Origin of the sequence: Nocardia sp. GTS18, from assembly GCF_013839555.1 — a bacterium.
GTDB classification, from domain to species: Bacteria; Actinomycetota; Actinomycetes; order Mycobacteriales; family Mycobacteriaceae; genus Nocardia; species Nocardia rosealba.
The window spans coordinates 298,507-312,676 of sequence record NZ_JACBIU010000002.1; the positions used below are offsets into that span (position 1 = coordinate 298,507).

Below are 14,170 nucleotides of genomic sequence, written 5' to 3' on the forward strand. Positions count from 1 at the left end.
GCCTCGCGCGGGTTATCGTCCCCGCAGGGCGCTTTCGTCTCGCCCGGCACATCCAAGGTTCGTTCGAAGGAGTTCGCATGGCCGTCAACGTGGTGCTCGACAAAGTTCTCGACAAGGAATACGAGAACAAGACGCTGAAGGAAATTCTGTCCGCGCCGCCGTCGGCCCTCGCCGGGCTCGCCGCAGGCGTCGATCAGCAGCTGCTCGATGCGCTGAAGATCAAGACCATCGCCGACCTCGGCACCAACAAGTACATCAAGCTCGCCGTCGCACTGGTCGCCCTCGCCGAGCAAGAAGGCTGAGAAGTAACCGGCTGACATGGCAACGGCCTGTCGGGGTTCACACCCCGGCAGGCCGTTGCATTTTGTCCGATACCCCGCTTCGGGTTGTCCCCTCCGAACCGGCTCTCGAACACCCTGGGAAGGTCAGGAGATCCGCGCGGGATCGATCAGGCCCTTCCGTACGGCACCAACGATACGACGTGGCACCCGATATTCGACACCCGCCACGGTCACCGGGACGAGTTGGGGCGCCTCGGCCTTCCACTGCGAACGCCTGCTCCTGGTGTTCGAGCGCGACATCCGGCGCTTGGGAACCGCCATGCCTCAGCCCTCCTTGCCCGGGCGCGAACGCTTGCCGTAGCGGCGCTCGAACTTCTCCACGCGGCCCTGGGTGTCGAGATTGCGCGCGGTGCCGGTCCAGAACGGGTGCGAATCCGAGGTCACGTCGACGGTGAGCAGCGGGTAGGTGTTCCCGTCCTCCCAGTCGACGGTCCGGTCGCTGGTCGCCGTGGACCGGGTCAGGAACTTCTTGCCGGTGCTCGCGTCCTCGAACACGACCGGGTGGTAGTCGGGGTGGATGCCCGCTTTCATGCCGTTTCTCCTCTCGGGTTGGTGCGCTCGCTCGCCGTGGCCGGAGCCTCGGCGGGGTCGGCGCACGGGTCTTCGTGCCATTCGCCGAAGGGGTCCTCCCACAACGCGACCCGCTCGGGGGCGCGATCGACGAGCAGCAGTTCGTCGTCCTCCACCAGCGCCCAGTGCAGGGCGTGCCGGATCTCGGCGGGGTCGGCGTCGTGGGCCAGGATCACCAGCGACACATCGCGGTCGCCGAACCGGTCGTCCCAGCCGAGCGCCGCCATCGCGCGCCGCGCCGGATCGACCTCGGCCTGCTCCTCGGGCGTCATCGCGGCCAGCCACTTGCCCGCCCCTCCGACGCGCAGCCCACCGCCTGCCGATTCGAGCCACACCACCTGGTCGGGCTGGGTGGCCAGCCAGATCCGGCCGCGCGCGGTGACCACACCGTCGAACAGCACGTCGAGGGCGTCGTGCAGCCGGGCCGGATGGAACGGCCTGCGGGCGGCGAACTCGACGATCGACACACCGCAGTCGGTGCTCAGTGGCGGCTGACCGCGCAGCAGCGGCGCGTGGGCGTCGAAGATGTGACCGCGCCGGGCATCGTCGGGCACGCGGGTGAGCAGCGCGCCCACCTCGACGGCGTCGAAGCCGGACAGGTCGCCGAGCCAGGCGGTCGGTGCGCCGGGCGCCAGCCGGGTGAGCACCGCGTCGAGGCGTTCGCGGTCGAGGGGCTCCACACCGTCGGCGAGCACCACGAGCGCGTCGGCGAAGTCGACCTGACCGACGGCCACCTGGGCGACGGTTCGTTCGTCGTCGGCGGAGGCGAGACCACGGTCGGCCAGTGCCTCGTCACCCGTGGCGTCGGCGAGCCACTGGTTGCCGTCGACGCAGGTCAGCACGGCCTCGATGCGCACGTTCCGGCCCGCGGGGCCGTCGACCCGGTCGGCGACACCGGTCACCTCGACGGTCTCGATCGCGTGGCACAGCGCCTCGGCCTCGATGGCCGGGTCGAGGGCAAGCACGATGCGCCGCACCGGCTCGCGGGCGGCGAGTGTGCACAGCATCGGCAGCAGATCGGCGCGCAGCGTGCACGACACACAGCCGTGCGCCAGTTCGAGCACCGTCGTTGTCACGTTGCCCGCGGTGCGCACCGTGCGCCGGACCACGCCCTCGCGCAGTTCGGCGAGGTCGTGCTGCACGACGACCGTGCCCGCATCCTCGCTCAGCACCGCCGCGATGTGCTCGACGCCGGTCATGGCGGGTCCGGCGAAACCGGCCAGCAGCACCACGGGTGTTCTCCGGTCGGACTGGTCAAGCACCCGGTACCCCTTTCGATAACGATTTTCATTTACTTCAAGGGCAACGGTACAGTGCGGAATAAGCATTGTCGAAAATGGTTGTCATAACCGTGGAGGGAGGTCGCATGTCGGCCCACTGCCAGGTCACCGGACGCAAGCCCGGCTTCGGAAAAGCCGTCTCGCATTCGCACCGGCGCACGAACCGCCGCTGGAACCCCAACATCCAGCGCAAGACCTACTACCTGCCCAGTGAGGGCCGCCGCGTCACGCTGACGGTCTCCGCCAAGGGCATCAAGACCATCGACCGCGACGGGATCGAGGCCGTAGTGGCCCGCATCCGCGCTCGCGGCGACAAGATCTAGGAGCACCCATGGCCTCGAAATCGACCGAACTGCGGCCGATCGTCAAACTCAAGTCCACCGCGGGCACCGGCTACACCTACGTCACCCGCAAGAACCGCCGCAACGACCCCGACCGGATGGTCCTGCGCAAATACGACCCCGTCGTGCGCAAGCACGTCGACTTCCGCGAGGAGCGCTGATGGCGAAGAAGTCGAAGATCGCCCGCAACGAGCAGCGGCGCGTGATCGTCGAGCGCTACGCCGCGCGCCGTGCCGAGCTCAAGGAGATCATCCGCAAGCCGAGCACCGGCGACGACGAGCGCGCCGCGGCCCAGGCCGAACTGCGCGCCCAGCCCCGCGATGCCAGTCCGGTACGATTGCGCAATCGGGATGCAGCCGATGGCCGGCCACGCGGTCATCTCCGCAAGTTCGGGCTCTCCCGTATACGTGTGCGCGAGATGGCCCACCGGGGCGAGCTCCCTGGGGTCCACAAATCGAGCTGGTAGACACCCACTGATCTCGTGAGAAGGAAAATCCCATGGCAGTGAAGCGAGCACCGTCCAAGAAGGCACGCGCCGAGCAGGGCCGCAAGCCGAAGAAGAACCCGCTGATCGCCGCGGGCATCGAATACGTCGACTACAAAGACGTCAACCTGCTGCGCACCTTCATCTCCGATCGCGGCAAGATCCGTAGCCGCCGCGTCACCGGGCTGACCCCGCGGCAGCAGCGTCAGGTCGCCGTCGCGGTGAAGAACGCGCGCGAGATGGCGTTGCTGCCGTTCACGACCACCAAGTGAGCTCGTGACAGACGGCCCCGGAGCTGGTGCTCCGGGGCCGTTTTCGTGCCGTGGCTAGGGTGGACGCCATGAGACCGTTGTCGCGCCGCTTCGCCCTCGTCGCGAGCCTGGCCGTGCTGTTCGCACCGGCCTGCGCGAGTTCCGGGGACACCACACCCACCTCGGCACCGACGAACACCCGCCCGGAAAGCACCGGGCCCGACATCGGTCGGCCGTTCACCGCCGACCCGAACCTGGTCGACCCACGCCCACTGCCGTTCACCGCGTGGCGCCGGGTGGGCGAGGCCACCATCGCGGTCGACTTCCAGACCGGCAATCCCCAGTGCAACGGCGTCGACGCCACCGTCACCGAAACGGCCGACACGGTCACCGTCGCACTGCGTGCCGGTACCCCCGCCGACGCCGTCGGGCGGATGTGCACGATGGAGGCCGTCCTCGGCACGCTGGAGATCACCCTCGACGCGCCGCTGGGCTCCCGGCAGGTCGTCGACGCGGCCTGAAACAGCAGCGGGTGCCGCACCGTGACGGCGCGGCACCCGTTGCGGGGCAAGCGAACTCAGTGCGCGAAGTGACGCGCCCCGGTCAGGTACAGCGTGACGCCCGCTTCCTTGCACAGTTCCACGGTGTCCTTGTCGCGGATCGAACCACCCGGGTGGACGATGGCGCGCACGCCCGCGGCGACCAGGATCTGCGGGCCGTCGGAGAACGGGAAGAAGGCATCCGAGGCGGCGACCGAACCCTTGGCCCGCTCCCCCGCGCGTTCCACGGCGAGCTTGCAGGAGTCGACCCGGTTCACCTGCCCCATGCCGACGCCGACAGCGGCGCCGTCGTCGGCCAGCAGGATCGCGTTCGACTTCACCGCACGGCAAGCGCGCCAAGCGAATTCGAGATCGGCCAGCGTGGTGGCGTCGGCGGGATCACCGGCGGCGAGGGTCCAGTTGGCCGGGTCGTCGCCCGACGCGTCGAGCACGTCGCGATCCTGGAGCAGCGCACCGCCGCTGATCGGCCGCAGCTCCACACCCTTGCGGCGCGGCGGCTCGGCGACCAGCACGCGCACGTTCTTCTTGCGCTGCAGCACCTCCACGGCGCCGGGCGCGTAACCGGGGGCCACGATCACCTCGGTGAAGATCTCGGCGACCTGCTCGGCCATCTCGACGCTCACCTCGCGGTTGGCGGCGATCACGCCACCGTAGGCGCTCACCGGATCGGTGGCGTGCGCCTTGCGGTGAGCCTCGGCGATGTCGGCGCCGACGGCGATGCCACACGGGTTGGCGTGTTTGATGACCGCCACGGCGGGCTCGTCGAAGTCGAACGCGGCACGCCAGGCGGCGTCACCGTCGGTGTAGTTGTTGTACGACATCTCCTTGCCGTGCAACTGCTGCGCCTGCGCGATGCCGACGGTGCCGTCGTTGCTGGTGTACAGCGCCGCGGCCTGGTGCGGGTTCTCGCCGTAGCGCAGCACCGCGGCCCGCTCCCACGAACCGGCGACCCAGCTCGGGAACTGCTCGGTCTCGGGCTGCACGGCGGGCACGGCGACCGAGCCCATCCAGCTCGCCACGGCCACGTCGTAGTTGGCGGTGTGCTGGAAAGCCTTGGCGGCCAACGCGGTCCGCTCGGCGAGGGTGAATCCGCCCGACTTCACGGCCGCGAGCACGTCGTCGTAGTCGGTGACGTCGACGACCACACCCACCGACGGGTGGTTCTTGGCGGCGGCACGCACCATCGACGGACCGCCGATGTCGATCTGCTCCACGCACTCGTCCACACCGGCGCCGCTGGCCACGGTCTGGGTGAACGGGTAGAGGTTGACCACCACCAGCTCGAAGGCCTCGACACCGAGCTCGACGAGCTGGTCGAGGTGCTCGGCGCGGCGGGTGTCGGCCAGGATGCCGGCGTGCACGCGCGGGTGCAGCGTCTTCACGCGGCCGTCGAGGGTCTCGGGGAAACCGGTCAGGTCCTCGACCCGGGTGACCGGAATGCCCGCCTCGGCGATCTTGCCCGCGGTCGAACCGGTCGACACCAGCTCCACGCCCGCGGCGTGCAGTCCGGTGGCCAGCTCGACGAGCCCGGTCTTGTCGTAGACGCTCACCAGCGCCCTGCGGATCGCCTTACGTTCACTCACCGGTGTGCTCGCTCATCTGGTATCTCTGCCTTTCGTCCGTCGGAGACAATGCCTCGCGTCGCGACGGCGGCGATGACCTGCGCCAGCAACCGTCGCTCGACAACCTTGATGCGCTCGTGCAGCGCGGCCTCGTCGTCGCCGGGCAGCACCTCGACCGCCTCCTGCGCGAGGATCGGGCCCGTGTCGACCCCGCCGTCGACCAGGTGCACCGTGCAGCCGGTGACCTTGGCGCCGTAAGCCAGCGCGTCACGCACACCGTGCGCGCCGGGGAACGACGGCAGCAGCGCGGGATGGGTGTTGATGAATCGGCCACCGAAGCGTTCCAGGAACGCGGGGCCGACGATCTTCATGAAGCCGGCCGAGACGACCAGGTCGGGTTCGTAGGCCGCGACCGCGTCGGCGAGCGCGCGGTCCCAGGCGGCCCGGTCGTCGAAATCCTTGACCGCGACCCGGAAGTGGTCGACGCCCGCGGCCTCGGCATGTTCGGTGGCCTGGCACACCCGGTCGACACCGACGCTGACGATCTTCGCCGGGTAACCGGGTTCACGGGCGGCGGCCAGCAGTGCGTTGAGCAGCGAGCCGGTGCCCGAGGCGAGGACGACGACGGTAGCCGGGGTCCGGGCGGGCTTCCACTGGGCAAACGAGGACGTCAGCGCTCTACTCCTGCGTGTGGTCGGGTGGCGGCGATCGACAATGCGCCGGGTCGAGCTTAACGACCGGTGTCCCCGTCACCCTCCGGCAGGTCCGGCTCCACCACCTCGGCGTCGACGATGTCGTCGGTCGGTGGGGTCGTCGAGCCGGGGGCGGCGATGCTCACCTCGGGCTCGTCGTCGATGTCCTCGACGAGTTCGGCGTCGACTTCCACGGCCGGTTCGGCGGGGTATTCGTGGTCGTCGTCGGCGTAGTCGTGATCGTCGGCGTAGTCGTCGTCGCCTTCGTCGTGCTCGCCTTCGTCGTCCTCGTAGTAGTAGTCGTCGTCCTCGTCGTAGGAGTAGTCGTCGTATTCGACGGCCGGTGCGAGGAAGCGGCGGGCGAAGACCATGCCGACGAAGCCGCCGAAACCGAACCAGGTGACCATCAGCACGACCAGCATCAACAGATCGGGCCCGACCAAACCGACGGCGCCGAGCTGACCGCTGCTCAGGATCGACAGGATCAGGAAGGTGAGGGTCGACAGGCCGGCACAGGTGAGCGTCGCCCACGGCGCACCGGGGCGATCGTCGCTCGTGCGGCCGAGTTCCACACCGCCGAGCACGCCGACGGCCAGCGGCACGAGCAGCAGCACCGGCCACCACGCGGCGGCGGGACCGGTGGGCAGCGGGATCAACGCGGGCACCGGCGGCACCTGCCCGGCGCTCACACCGAACAACCCCACCGACCCGACCCCGAACTGCACCGCGGCGCCGCTGAGCATCCCGGCGGCGCCGACGATCACGTTCGGCAGGTAGAGCAGCGAGAGCAGGGTCATGCCGAGCACATCGGTCACATCGTGTGCCTGCTGATACGTCTCGCCGACGCGGGACAGGTGCGTGCAGAACGAGATCACGGTCGCCAGCGCCGCGCAGCCGAGCATGCGCAGCACGGTGCGGCGGGCGGCGCGCGCACCGAGTACGGCCCACTCCGGGATATCAACGGGGAGGAGCGCACACAACGAATCCCAGGCGCGGGCGCAGATCCCGGCGGCAGCCGCGGCCAGGTACAGCACCAGTACCCAGCCGAAAGCGGTGACGACACCGGGCGGTTCGAGTGGCGTGACGCCCGCGGCATCGCCGACAACAGCCAGGCACACCGAAGTCATGACGAGCGGCCCGGCGAGTACGGCGGCGGTGAGCCAGCCCAGGTCGACCGGCGTCGGTCGGTCCGGCACGGCCCGTGCGCATTCGCGGGCGGACAGCCACACCAGCACGACGGTCGGCACCAGCGGCAGCAGACCGAGGGTGGTCCGGCCGACGGTGAGCGGAATCTGATGGGCCGCGAGCCAGGTCGCCGCGACCGCGCCCGGCGCACTGGTGAGCTCGGTGCCCGAGGTGAGCATCACCAGCAGCACCACGACGATCATGGCCGTCAGCGCGCAGATCGTCGGCCGGGCGGCGACGAGCAGCAGGGTCCGCGCCCGGTCCGGTGGCAGCGACCACCAGGCGTGTTCCGGGCCGGAGGGTGCGGTGGTAGTCTCCCCGCCGCGTGACCCGGAGGTCCGGCGCACGAGGGCGTTACGGGAGCTCATGACAATTCAGCGTGGCAGCTTCCCCGGCGAGCGCGGGTCAGGCGCGCCGCGAGCCCACAGGCACACCTGTGGGCTCGCGATCGAAACCTGGGGCCACAACCAGCCGTCGGTTTTCCTACTTCTGGTCGTCGCTGGGACGGAACGCGGTGGTCGCGTCGGCCGCCGGGTCGGCGTTCTGCTCGCCACCGAACGGCTGACTCTGCCCGGGCTGCGGGGCCGAACCCTGCTGCGCACCACCGTAATTGGGCGCACCGAACGGCTGACCACCCGGCTGACCGGTCGGCTGGCCGCCGAAGGTCTGGGTGGCGCTCTCATCGGGACGCGGCTGCGCCTGCGGGGCCCCACCGTAAGGCTGCTGCTGCGGCGCGGCGCCGTACTGCTGGCCGTACGGCGACTGCTGTTGCGGCTGACCGTAACCCTGCTGCTGACCCTGCTGACCGTAGGACGGCTGCTGTGCCTGCGGCATCGACGGCGAACTCTGCTGACCGTAGGGCGACTGCGTGGGGTACTGCCCACCGGTCGAGGCCTGGCCGTAACCACCCTGACCGAAGGACTGCTGCTGACCCGGCTGGCCGTATCCCTGCTGCCCGTAACCCTGCTGGCCGTACTGCCCGTACTGACCCGGCTGCTGCGGCTGCGCGGGCTTGGGCGCCGGCGGCTTGATGATGCCGAGCTGGAACAGCAGCGCGACCACGAGCAGAACGGTCACGATGAAAGCGAAGACCGAGACGACGAAGGCGCCCCACTGCAGTTCCGCGCTCTCGATGCTGATGAGCGCCACCACGACGCCCACGAATCCGGCCGCGGCGAGAGCGACGGCCACGGGGAGGTTGTTCAGCTTGGGCAGCAGCGACAGACCGGCCACGATCGCGGCGGCCAGGATCAGCGCCGCGTAACCGCCCGCACTGGAGTCGAACATGCTGCTGGTCTCGGTTTTCGCCCCGAGGGAGAAACCGATGAACGGCGCGAAGCCGAGCAGGAAGGTGACAACACCGAGTCCGGCGCCCGCGGCGGTGAGAATGAAGGGCAGCCCCTTGGCGCCACCGTCGTCCACGGACGCAGCCGCGGCGGCTCCGGTGCTCGGGCCCTGTGTGGGCGCGGCGGGTGTCGCGGGTGCGTTGTACCCGGAGCCCCCTGTCGGGTAGGACATGTCGTCGTCTCCTTGTCGAGTCGTGCGCATCGGTCGCGTCGAACTGACTGGTGCCTGATCCGATACCTGACGCTACTGCACGCCACGCCCGCGGTCATCACCTACCGATGCAGGCTGTGGATAAACCACCGCCTGTGGATGAATCGACGAAGGCCGCCCAGGCTAAACCTGAAAGCGGCCTTCGACAATGTGATTCGCGGGTCAGGCAGAGGCGATGGACGCCTTCTCCAGGATCTCGCGAGCGAGCGCGGCGGTGGCGGACGGCGTCTTGCCGACCTTCACACCCGCTGCCTCGAGCGCTTCCTGCTTGGCCTGCGCGGTGCCACCACCACTGGACACGATCGCGCCCGCGTGGCCCATGGTCTTGCCCTCGGGGGCGGTGAAGCCCGCGACGTAGCCGACGACCGGCTTGGTCACGTTGGCCTTGATGTAGGCCGCGGCACGCTCTTCGGCGTCGCCACCGATCTCGCCGATCATCACGATGATCTTGGTCTCGGGGTCCTTCTCGAACGCCTCGATGGCGTCGATGTGGGTGGTGCCGATGACCGGGTCGCCGCCGATGCCGATCGCGGTGGAGAAACCGAAATCGCGCAGCTCGTACATCATCTGGTAGGTCAGCGTGCCCGACTTCGACACCAGGCCGATCGGGCCCTTGCCGGTGATGTTGTTCGGGGTGATGCCGACCAGCGCCTCACCGGGGGTGATGATGCCGGGGCAGTTCGGGCCGATGATGCGGGTCTTCTCGCCCTTTTCGACGTTGTAGGCCCACGCGTAGGCGGAGTCCTGCACCGGGATGCCCTCGGTGATGACCACGAGCAGCGGGATCTCCGCGTCGATGGCCTCGATGATGGCGTCCTTCGAGAAGGCCGGGGGCACGAACGCGATGGAGGTGTCGGCGCCGGTCTTCTCCATGGCCTCGGCCACCGAAGCGAACACGGGCAGCTCGATCTCGTTGCCGTCTTTGTCGGTGTGCTTGACCGTGGTACCGGCCTTGCGCGCGTTGACGCCACCGACGACGTTGGTGCCCGCCTTCAGCATCAGCGCGGTGTGCTTGGTGCCCTCGCCGCCGGTGATGCCCTGGACGATGACCTTGTTGTCCTTGTTCAGGAAGATGGACATGTTCGCTGTTCCTTACTTCGCTGCGGCGAGTTCGGCAGCCTTGTCGGCGCCCTCGTCCATGGTCTGGGCCAGCGTCACCAGCGGGTGGTTGGCCTCGGCGAGGATGCGACGACCCTCTTCGACGTTGTTGCCGTCCAGGCGAACGACCAGCGGCTTGGTGGCCGCGTCACCGAGCACCTCGAGCGCGCCGACGATGCCGTTGGCCACGGCGTCGCACGCGGTGATGCCACCGAAGACGTTGACGAACACGCTCTTGACCTGCGCGTCACCGAGGATCACGTCCAGACCCGCGGCCATCACGGAAGCCGAAGCGCCGCCGCCGATGTCGAGGAAGTTGGCGGGCTTCACGCCGCCGTGGTTCTCGCCCGCGTAGGCGACGACGTCCAGGGTCGACATGACCAGACCGGCGCCGTTGCCGATGATGCCGACCTCACCGTCGAGCTTGACGTAGTTGAGGTCGTTCTCCTTGGCCTTGAGCTCGAGCGGGTCGGTCGCGTCGACGTCGGCGAACTCGAGGTGGCCGGGCTGACGGAACTCGGCGTTCTCGTCCAGGGTGACCTTGCCGTCGAGGGCGAGGATCTCGTCGTTCGGGGTGCGCACCAGCGGGTTGACCTCGACCAGGGTGGTGTCTTCCTTGGTGAAGACCTCCCACAGCTTCTGGATGGTCACGGCCGCGGCATCGAGCACCTCGGCGGGCAGGTGGCCCTTCTCCGCGATCTCGCGGGCGAAGGTCAGGTCGACACCCTTCACGGCGTCGACGGGGATCTTGGCCAGACGCTCGGGGGTCTTCTCCGCGACCTCTTCGATCTCCATGCCGCCCTCGACCGAACACATGGCCAGGTAGGTGCGGTTGGAGCGGTCGAGCAGGAAGGAGATGTAGTACTCCTCCGCGATGTCCTTGGCCTCGGCGACCAGGAGCTTCTTGACGATGTGGCCCTTGATGTCGAGGCCGAGGATGTTCTGCGCGTGGGTGAACGCGTCTTCCGGGGTGGCGGCGTACTTCACGCCACCCGCCTTGCCGCGACCGCCTACCTTGACCTGCGCCTTGACCATGACCGGCTTGCCGATTTCCTCGGCAATGGCGCGTGCTTCTTCGGCCGTGTCGCAAACACGACCCTCGGACGAAGGCACTCCGTGCTTAACGAAGAGCTCCTTCGCCTGATATTCGAAGAGATCCATGTACTCACCGTCTCGTCTGCGTTGCTATGACAACGTCTTTGTTGGCGGCCCGACTTGCCGTAGCGACTGGTTGCAGGTCGCTCGAGGGGTCAGCTAGCGGGTCGGTCGGACTCTAACTAGTCACGGGGAGGGCTAAACGACCACATTCATCCTAAGTGGCGCAGGTCACGACGGGTGCGGGGAGGTCACCAAAACCGCTGGCCAAGGCTACTGGTGAGTAGTTTTTCGGTGCCGTGGCAGGTCGGAACACCTAAAGGGGGAACACCCCGCCATCTACTACGTTATGTCGTCGATCGACCTCACCCGAAGTGTCGCGAATCGGTGAGTTATTCTGCAGCAATACGGTGACGAATCTCACAGACAAGTGTAGGTTCTCGACCAGCGCTTGCCACTCTGCAATCGCTTCGTTACCGTCAATGCGGTCGATGTCACAACCAGGTCACGACAACCAGGTCACGACTGGCAGGTCAGGACTGAGGAGGACGACAAGCTTGAGGAACGTCAGGCGTAGCCGATGAACCACCGCTCCACCTTCCCAGTTGAAGATCGCAACAGCTCAGGCCGCCGTTACCGGTATGCCGACGAGTTCACCTCACACCCGCGCAGCCCCCGCGCCGCCGCGCCACAGCCGCAGCAGCCCGCCTGGCCGAGCACCGATTCCTGGCACACCGAGAACTCCTGGTCCGGGAACGACGCCTGGTCCGACAACGCCGCGTGGACGCCCGCCGAGGACGAATGGACCGCCGACGAGTCGGGCTCCTACGACTCCGGCACCTACGAAACAGACTGGGCGCCCGCCGAACCCGAGACCCCGGCACCCGAACCGCGTCGCGCCGAGCGGCGTGGCGGCGCCCACCGCGTGCCCGCACCGCCCACCGCGCTGAAGGGCCGCGCCGCCGTCATCGCCGTCGCCGCGGGCGCGGTCGTCGCGGCCGGCCAGGCCGCCATGGCCTCCCCGCAGCAGACCGACTCCGGCGTCGACTACGAAGCCGCGGGTCAGATCCACGAGATCGCCGCCCAGTCGATGAGCACCACCGAGGTCGCCGACCACGTCACCGGCTCGTCGCCGCAGGTACTCGACGCCACCGCCGTGGCCGACATGAGCCACTTCGACGACATCCTCGCCAAGGGCCAGAAGTTCGCCGAAGACCTGGCCGCCCAGGAGTCCGCCAAGCTGCGGCCCCTGTTCGCCAAATTCACTACCGGTAACTACACCTCCGGGTTCGGTGCCCGCTGGGGCGTGCAGCATCTCGGCATCGACGTGGCGGGTCCGATCGGCACCCCGATCTACGCGGTCGCCGACGGCACCGTCATCGAAGCGGGCCCCGCCTCCGGTTTCGGCATGTGGGTGCGCATCCTGCACGACGACGGCACCGTCACCATCTATGGTCACATCGACACCGCGACGGTCTCGCAGGGTGAACGGGTGATGGCGGGCGACCAGATCGCCACCATGGGCAACCGCGGCTTCTCCACCGGCCCGCACGTGCACTTCGAGGTGTGGCAGAACGGCACCGACAAGATCGACCCCATCCCGTGGCTCGCCACCCGTGGTATCAGCCTGGGCGCCCAGCGCGACTGAGGACGGGTGACCAGCAGCACGGTTCCGCTTTCCCGTTAGCGGGGTAGCGTTTTCGTATGGCTGGTACGACGAAGTACACGCAGTTCATTGCCCTGCCACCGGAATCGGTGTGGGCGGTGCTGGGGGATCTCACGCAGTGGCCGGAATGGAATCCGGGTGTGCGTGCGGTGCGGATGCACGGGCCTGTCGCCGTCGGTGCGACCGGTGACTATGTGCCCAACGGGAAACTGTCCGCGCGGGTGCACGAGCGGTTCGGCGCCCCGTTCACCGTGACAACTCTTGTGCCCGAACGTGAGCTGACCATCGAGCAGCCCGAGCCCGCCGGAAGCATGGTGCTCACCTGGCGGCTCGAACCGCGCGCGGGTGGAACCGAGGTCACTCAGGAACTGCGCTTCAGCGGTGTGTCCGCAGCGGCGATGCGGGCGGCGGCCGGACCGTTCATCGAAACCGGAGCCCGCGTGAACTTCTCGCGCCTGGCCCGGCTCGCCGGCCTCGTCCCGGCCGACGACGCCCTGAACGTGGTGATCGCCGGTGGCACCGGAGCGCTCGGCGTGCAGATCGCCGCCGACCTCACCTGCCGTGGTCCGCGCGTCACCCTGCTCACCCGGCGCCGCAACCCCGGAATACCGTTCCGGCAGACCGAATGGGACGGCCGCTCGGTCGGTGCCTGGGCCGCCGAACTCCGCGAACCCGGCCGGATCGCGGTCGTCAACCTGGCGGGCAAACTCGTCGACTGCAGGCCGACCGAACGCAATATCGCCGAACTGCGCAGCAGCCGCGTCGATTCCACCACGGCACTGGTCGCCGCCGCCCGCACCCGTGACACCCCGGTCGACTACTGGGTGCAGGCCAGCACCACCGCCATCTGGTCGGACGCGGGCGAAACGCGCTGCACGGAAACAACACCCGTGCCCGAAGGGCTGCCGCAGATGACCGGCGTCGCCGAGCCGTGGGAGCAGGCATTCGACCCGGCCCAGGCCGCGCACTGGACCATCCTGCGCACATCCATCGTGCTCGATCCGGACGCCCCGGCGCTCAAACGCCTGAGCCAGCTCACCAAGGCCGGGCTCGGCGGACGGGTCGGCCCCGGCGACCAATGGTTCAGCTGGATCCACATCGAGGACTGGCTGCGCATCGTGCGGGCCTGCCTCGGACTGGATCCCGAGGTGAGCATCCCCGACGGCATCCTGGTGGCCGCCACCGAGAACCCGGTCCGCAATGCCGAACTCATGGCGACGCTGCGCCGAATCCTGCATCGCCCCGCTGCCCCGCCGACGCCGAAAGCGATCCTGTCGGTGGGCGCCGTGGTGCTGCGGTCGGATCCGGCACTCGGTCTCACCGGCCGCCACGCCACTTCGGAGGTGCTGCCGAAGACCGGCTTCACCTTCCAGTACCCCACCCTCGACGAGGCCCTCACCGACCTGCTCCCCGCCCGCCTCCCCGCGAATTAGGCGTGCCGTCCGGAGCTCGACTGCTGGCAGTCGGGCTCACGTCGGACCGTGAGGG

The 14,170-nt window shown here is 68.6% G+C and carries 17 protein-coding genes; 8 read left to right on the forward strand and 9 right to left on the reverse strand.

All coding sequences use genetic code 11. The features are described 5' to 3' along the window. Positions 1-77 precede the first annotated feature (77 nt). Entirely contained in the window at positions 78-302 is a 225-nt protein-coding gene (locus HYG95_RS04540; protein ID WP_067485421.1) for a hypothetical protein, read from the forward strand. Positions 303-425: 123 nt separating this feature from the next. On the opposite strand, the gene rpmF is transcribed toward HYG95_RS04540, so the two are convergent. From rpmF to mrf, 3 genes are read right to left on the reverse strand one after another with little or no spacing between them, the layout of a single operon-like run. Then, positions 426-602 (reverse strand): 50S ribosomal protein L32, encoded by a 177-nt coding sequence (rpmF, locus tag HYG95_RS04545; protein ID WP_067485420.1) that lies wholly within the window; start codon positions 600-602, stop codon positions 426-428. Between the two features lie 3 nt (positions 603-605). Further along, positions 606-872, reverse strand: coding sequence for a type B 50S ribosomal protein L31 (locus HYG95_RS04550; RefSeq protein ID WP_181696728.1), 267 nt, complete (start codon positions 870-872; stop codon positions 606-608). Continuing rightward, positions 869-2,173, reverse strand: coding sequence for a ribosome hibernation factor-recruiting GTPase MRF (mrf, locus tag HYG95_RS04555; protein WP_370465675.1), 1,305 nt, complete (start codon positions 2,171-2,173; stop codon positions 869-871). The genes HYG95_RS04550 and mrf overlap by 4 nt, the downstream gene beginning before the upstream one ends. 104 nt (positions 2,174-2,277) lie before the next feature. Between mrf and rpmB the strand changes: the two genes are divergently transcribed. The 5 genes from rpmB (at position 2,278) to HYG95_RS04580 (ending at position 3,788) form a co-directional block, all read left to right on the forward strand. Further along, positions 2,278-2,514: a 50S ribosomal protein L28 gene (gene rpmB, locus HYG95_RS04560; protein ID WP_067485415.1), complete on the forward strand. Its 237-nt coding sequence runs from the start codon at positions 2,278-2,280 to the stop codon at positions 2,512-2,514. An 8-nt stretch (positions 2,515-2,522) separates the two neighbouring features. Then, positions 2,523-2,693, forward strand: a complete 171-nt coding sequence (gene rpmG / locus HYG95_RS04565; RefSeq protein ID WP_011211511.1) for a 50S ribosomal protein L33 — start codon at positions 2,523-2,525, stop codon at positions 2,691-2,693. Beyond that, entirely contained in the window at positions 2,693-2,998 is a 306-nt protein-coding gene (rpsN, locus tag HYG95_RS04570) for a 30S ribosomal protein S14 (RefSeq protein WP_181696730.1), read from the forward strand. The genes rpmG and rpsN overlap by 1 nt, the downstream gene beginning before the upstream one ends. A 32-nt stretch (positions 2,999-3,030) precedes the next feature. After that, positions 3,031-3,288: a 30S ribosomal protein S18 gene (rpsR, locus tag HYG95_RS04575; RefSeq protein WP_067485410.1), complete on the forward strand. Its 258-nt coding sequence runs from the start codon at positions 3,031-3,033 to the stop codon at positions 3,286-3,288. A 68-nt stretch (positions 3,289-3,356) separates the two neighbouring features. Further along, entirely contained in the window at positions 3,357-3,788 is a 432-nt protein-coding gene (locus HYG95_RS04580) for a hypothetical protein (protein WP_255494972.1), read from the forward strand. Between the two features lie 56 nt (positions 3,789-3,844). Here HYG95_RS04580 and purH read toward each other — a convergent pair whose 3' ends face one another. The 6 genes from purH to sucC all read right to left on the reverse strand — a co-directional run bounded on the left by purH (position 3,845) and on the right by sucC (position 11,082). Continuing rightward, positions 3,845-5,410 (reverse strand): bifunctional phosphoribosylaminoimidazolecarboxamide formyltransferase/IMP cyclohydrolase, encoded by a 1,566-nt coding sequence (gene purH / locus HYG95_RS04585; protein WP_181696731.1) that lies wholly within the window; start codon positions 5,408-5,410, stop codon positions 3,845-3,847. After that, a complete protein-coding gene (gene purN / locus HYG95_RS04590) occupies positions 5,407-6,063 on the reverse strand; it encodes a phosphoribosylglycinamide formyltransferase (RefSeq protein WP_220139068.1) in 657 nt (218 codons plus the stop codon). The genes purH and purN overlap by 4 nt, the downstream gene beginning before the upstream one ends. A 56-nt stretch (positions 6,064-6,119) precedes the next feature. Beyond that, positions 6,120-7,634, reverse strand: coding sequence for a DUF6350 family protein (locus HYG95_RS04595; RefSeq protein WP_181696732.1), 1,515 nt, complete (start codon positions 7,632-7,634; stop codon positions 6,120-6,122). Between the two features lie 115 nt (positions 7,635-7,749). After that, complete coding sequence (locus HYG95_RS04600) at positions 7,750-8,784, reverse strand: DUF5336 domain-containing protein (RefSeq protein WP_181696733.1); 1,035 nt, start codon at positions 8,782-8,784, stop codon at positions 7,750-7,752. 201 nt (positions 8,785-8,985) lie between these two features. Next, entirely contained in the window at positions 8,986-9,903 is a 918-nt protein-coding gene (gene sucD, locus HYG95_RS04605) for a succinate--CoA ligase subunit alpha (protein WP_067485390.1), read from the reverse strand. Between the two features lie 12 nt (positions 9,904-9,915). Next, a complete protein-coding gene (gene sucC / locus HYG95_RS04610) occupies positions 9,916-11,082 on the reverse strand; it encodes an ADP-forming succinate--CoA ligase subunit beta (RefSeq protein ID WP_067485387.1) in 1,167 nt (388 codons plus the stop codon). A 514-nt stretch (positions 11,083-11,596) separates the two neighbouring features. On the opposite strand from sucC, the gene HYG95_RS04615 reads away from it, so the two are divergent. Next, on the forward strand, positions 11,597-12,664 hold the full coding sequence (locus tag HYG95_RS04615) for a M23 family metallopeptidase (protein ID WP_181696734.1): 1,068 nt from the start codon (positions 11,597-11,599) through the stop codon (positions 12,662-12,664). A gap of 56 nt (positions 12,665-12,720) precedes the next feature. Beyond that, positions 12,721-14,115, forward strand: a complete 1,395-nt coding sequence (locus HYG95_RS04620; protein WP_181696735.1) for a DUF1731 domain-containing protein — start codon at positions 12,721-12,723, stop codon at positions 14,113-14,115. Positions 14,116-14,170: the final 55 nt, after the last annotated feature.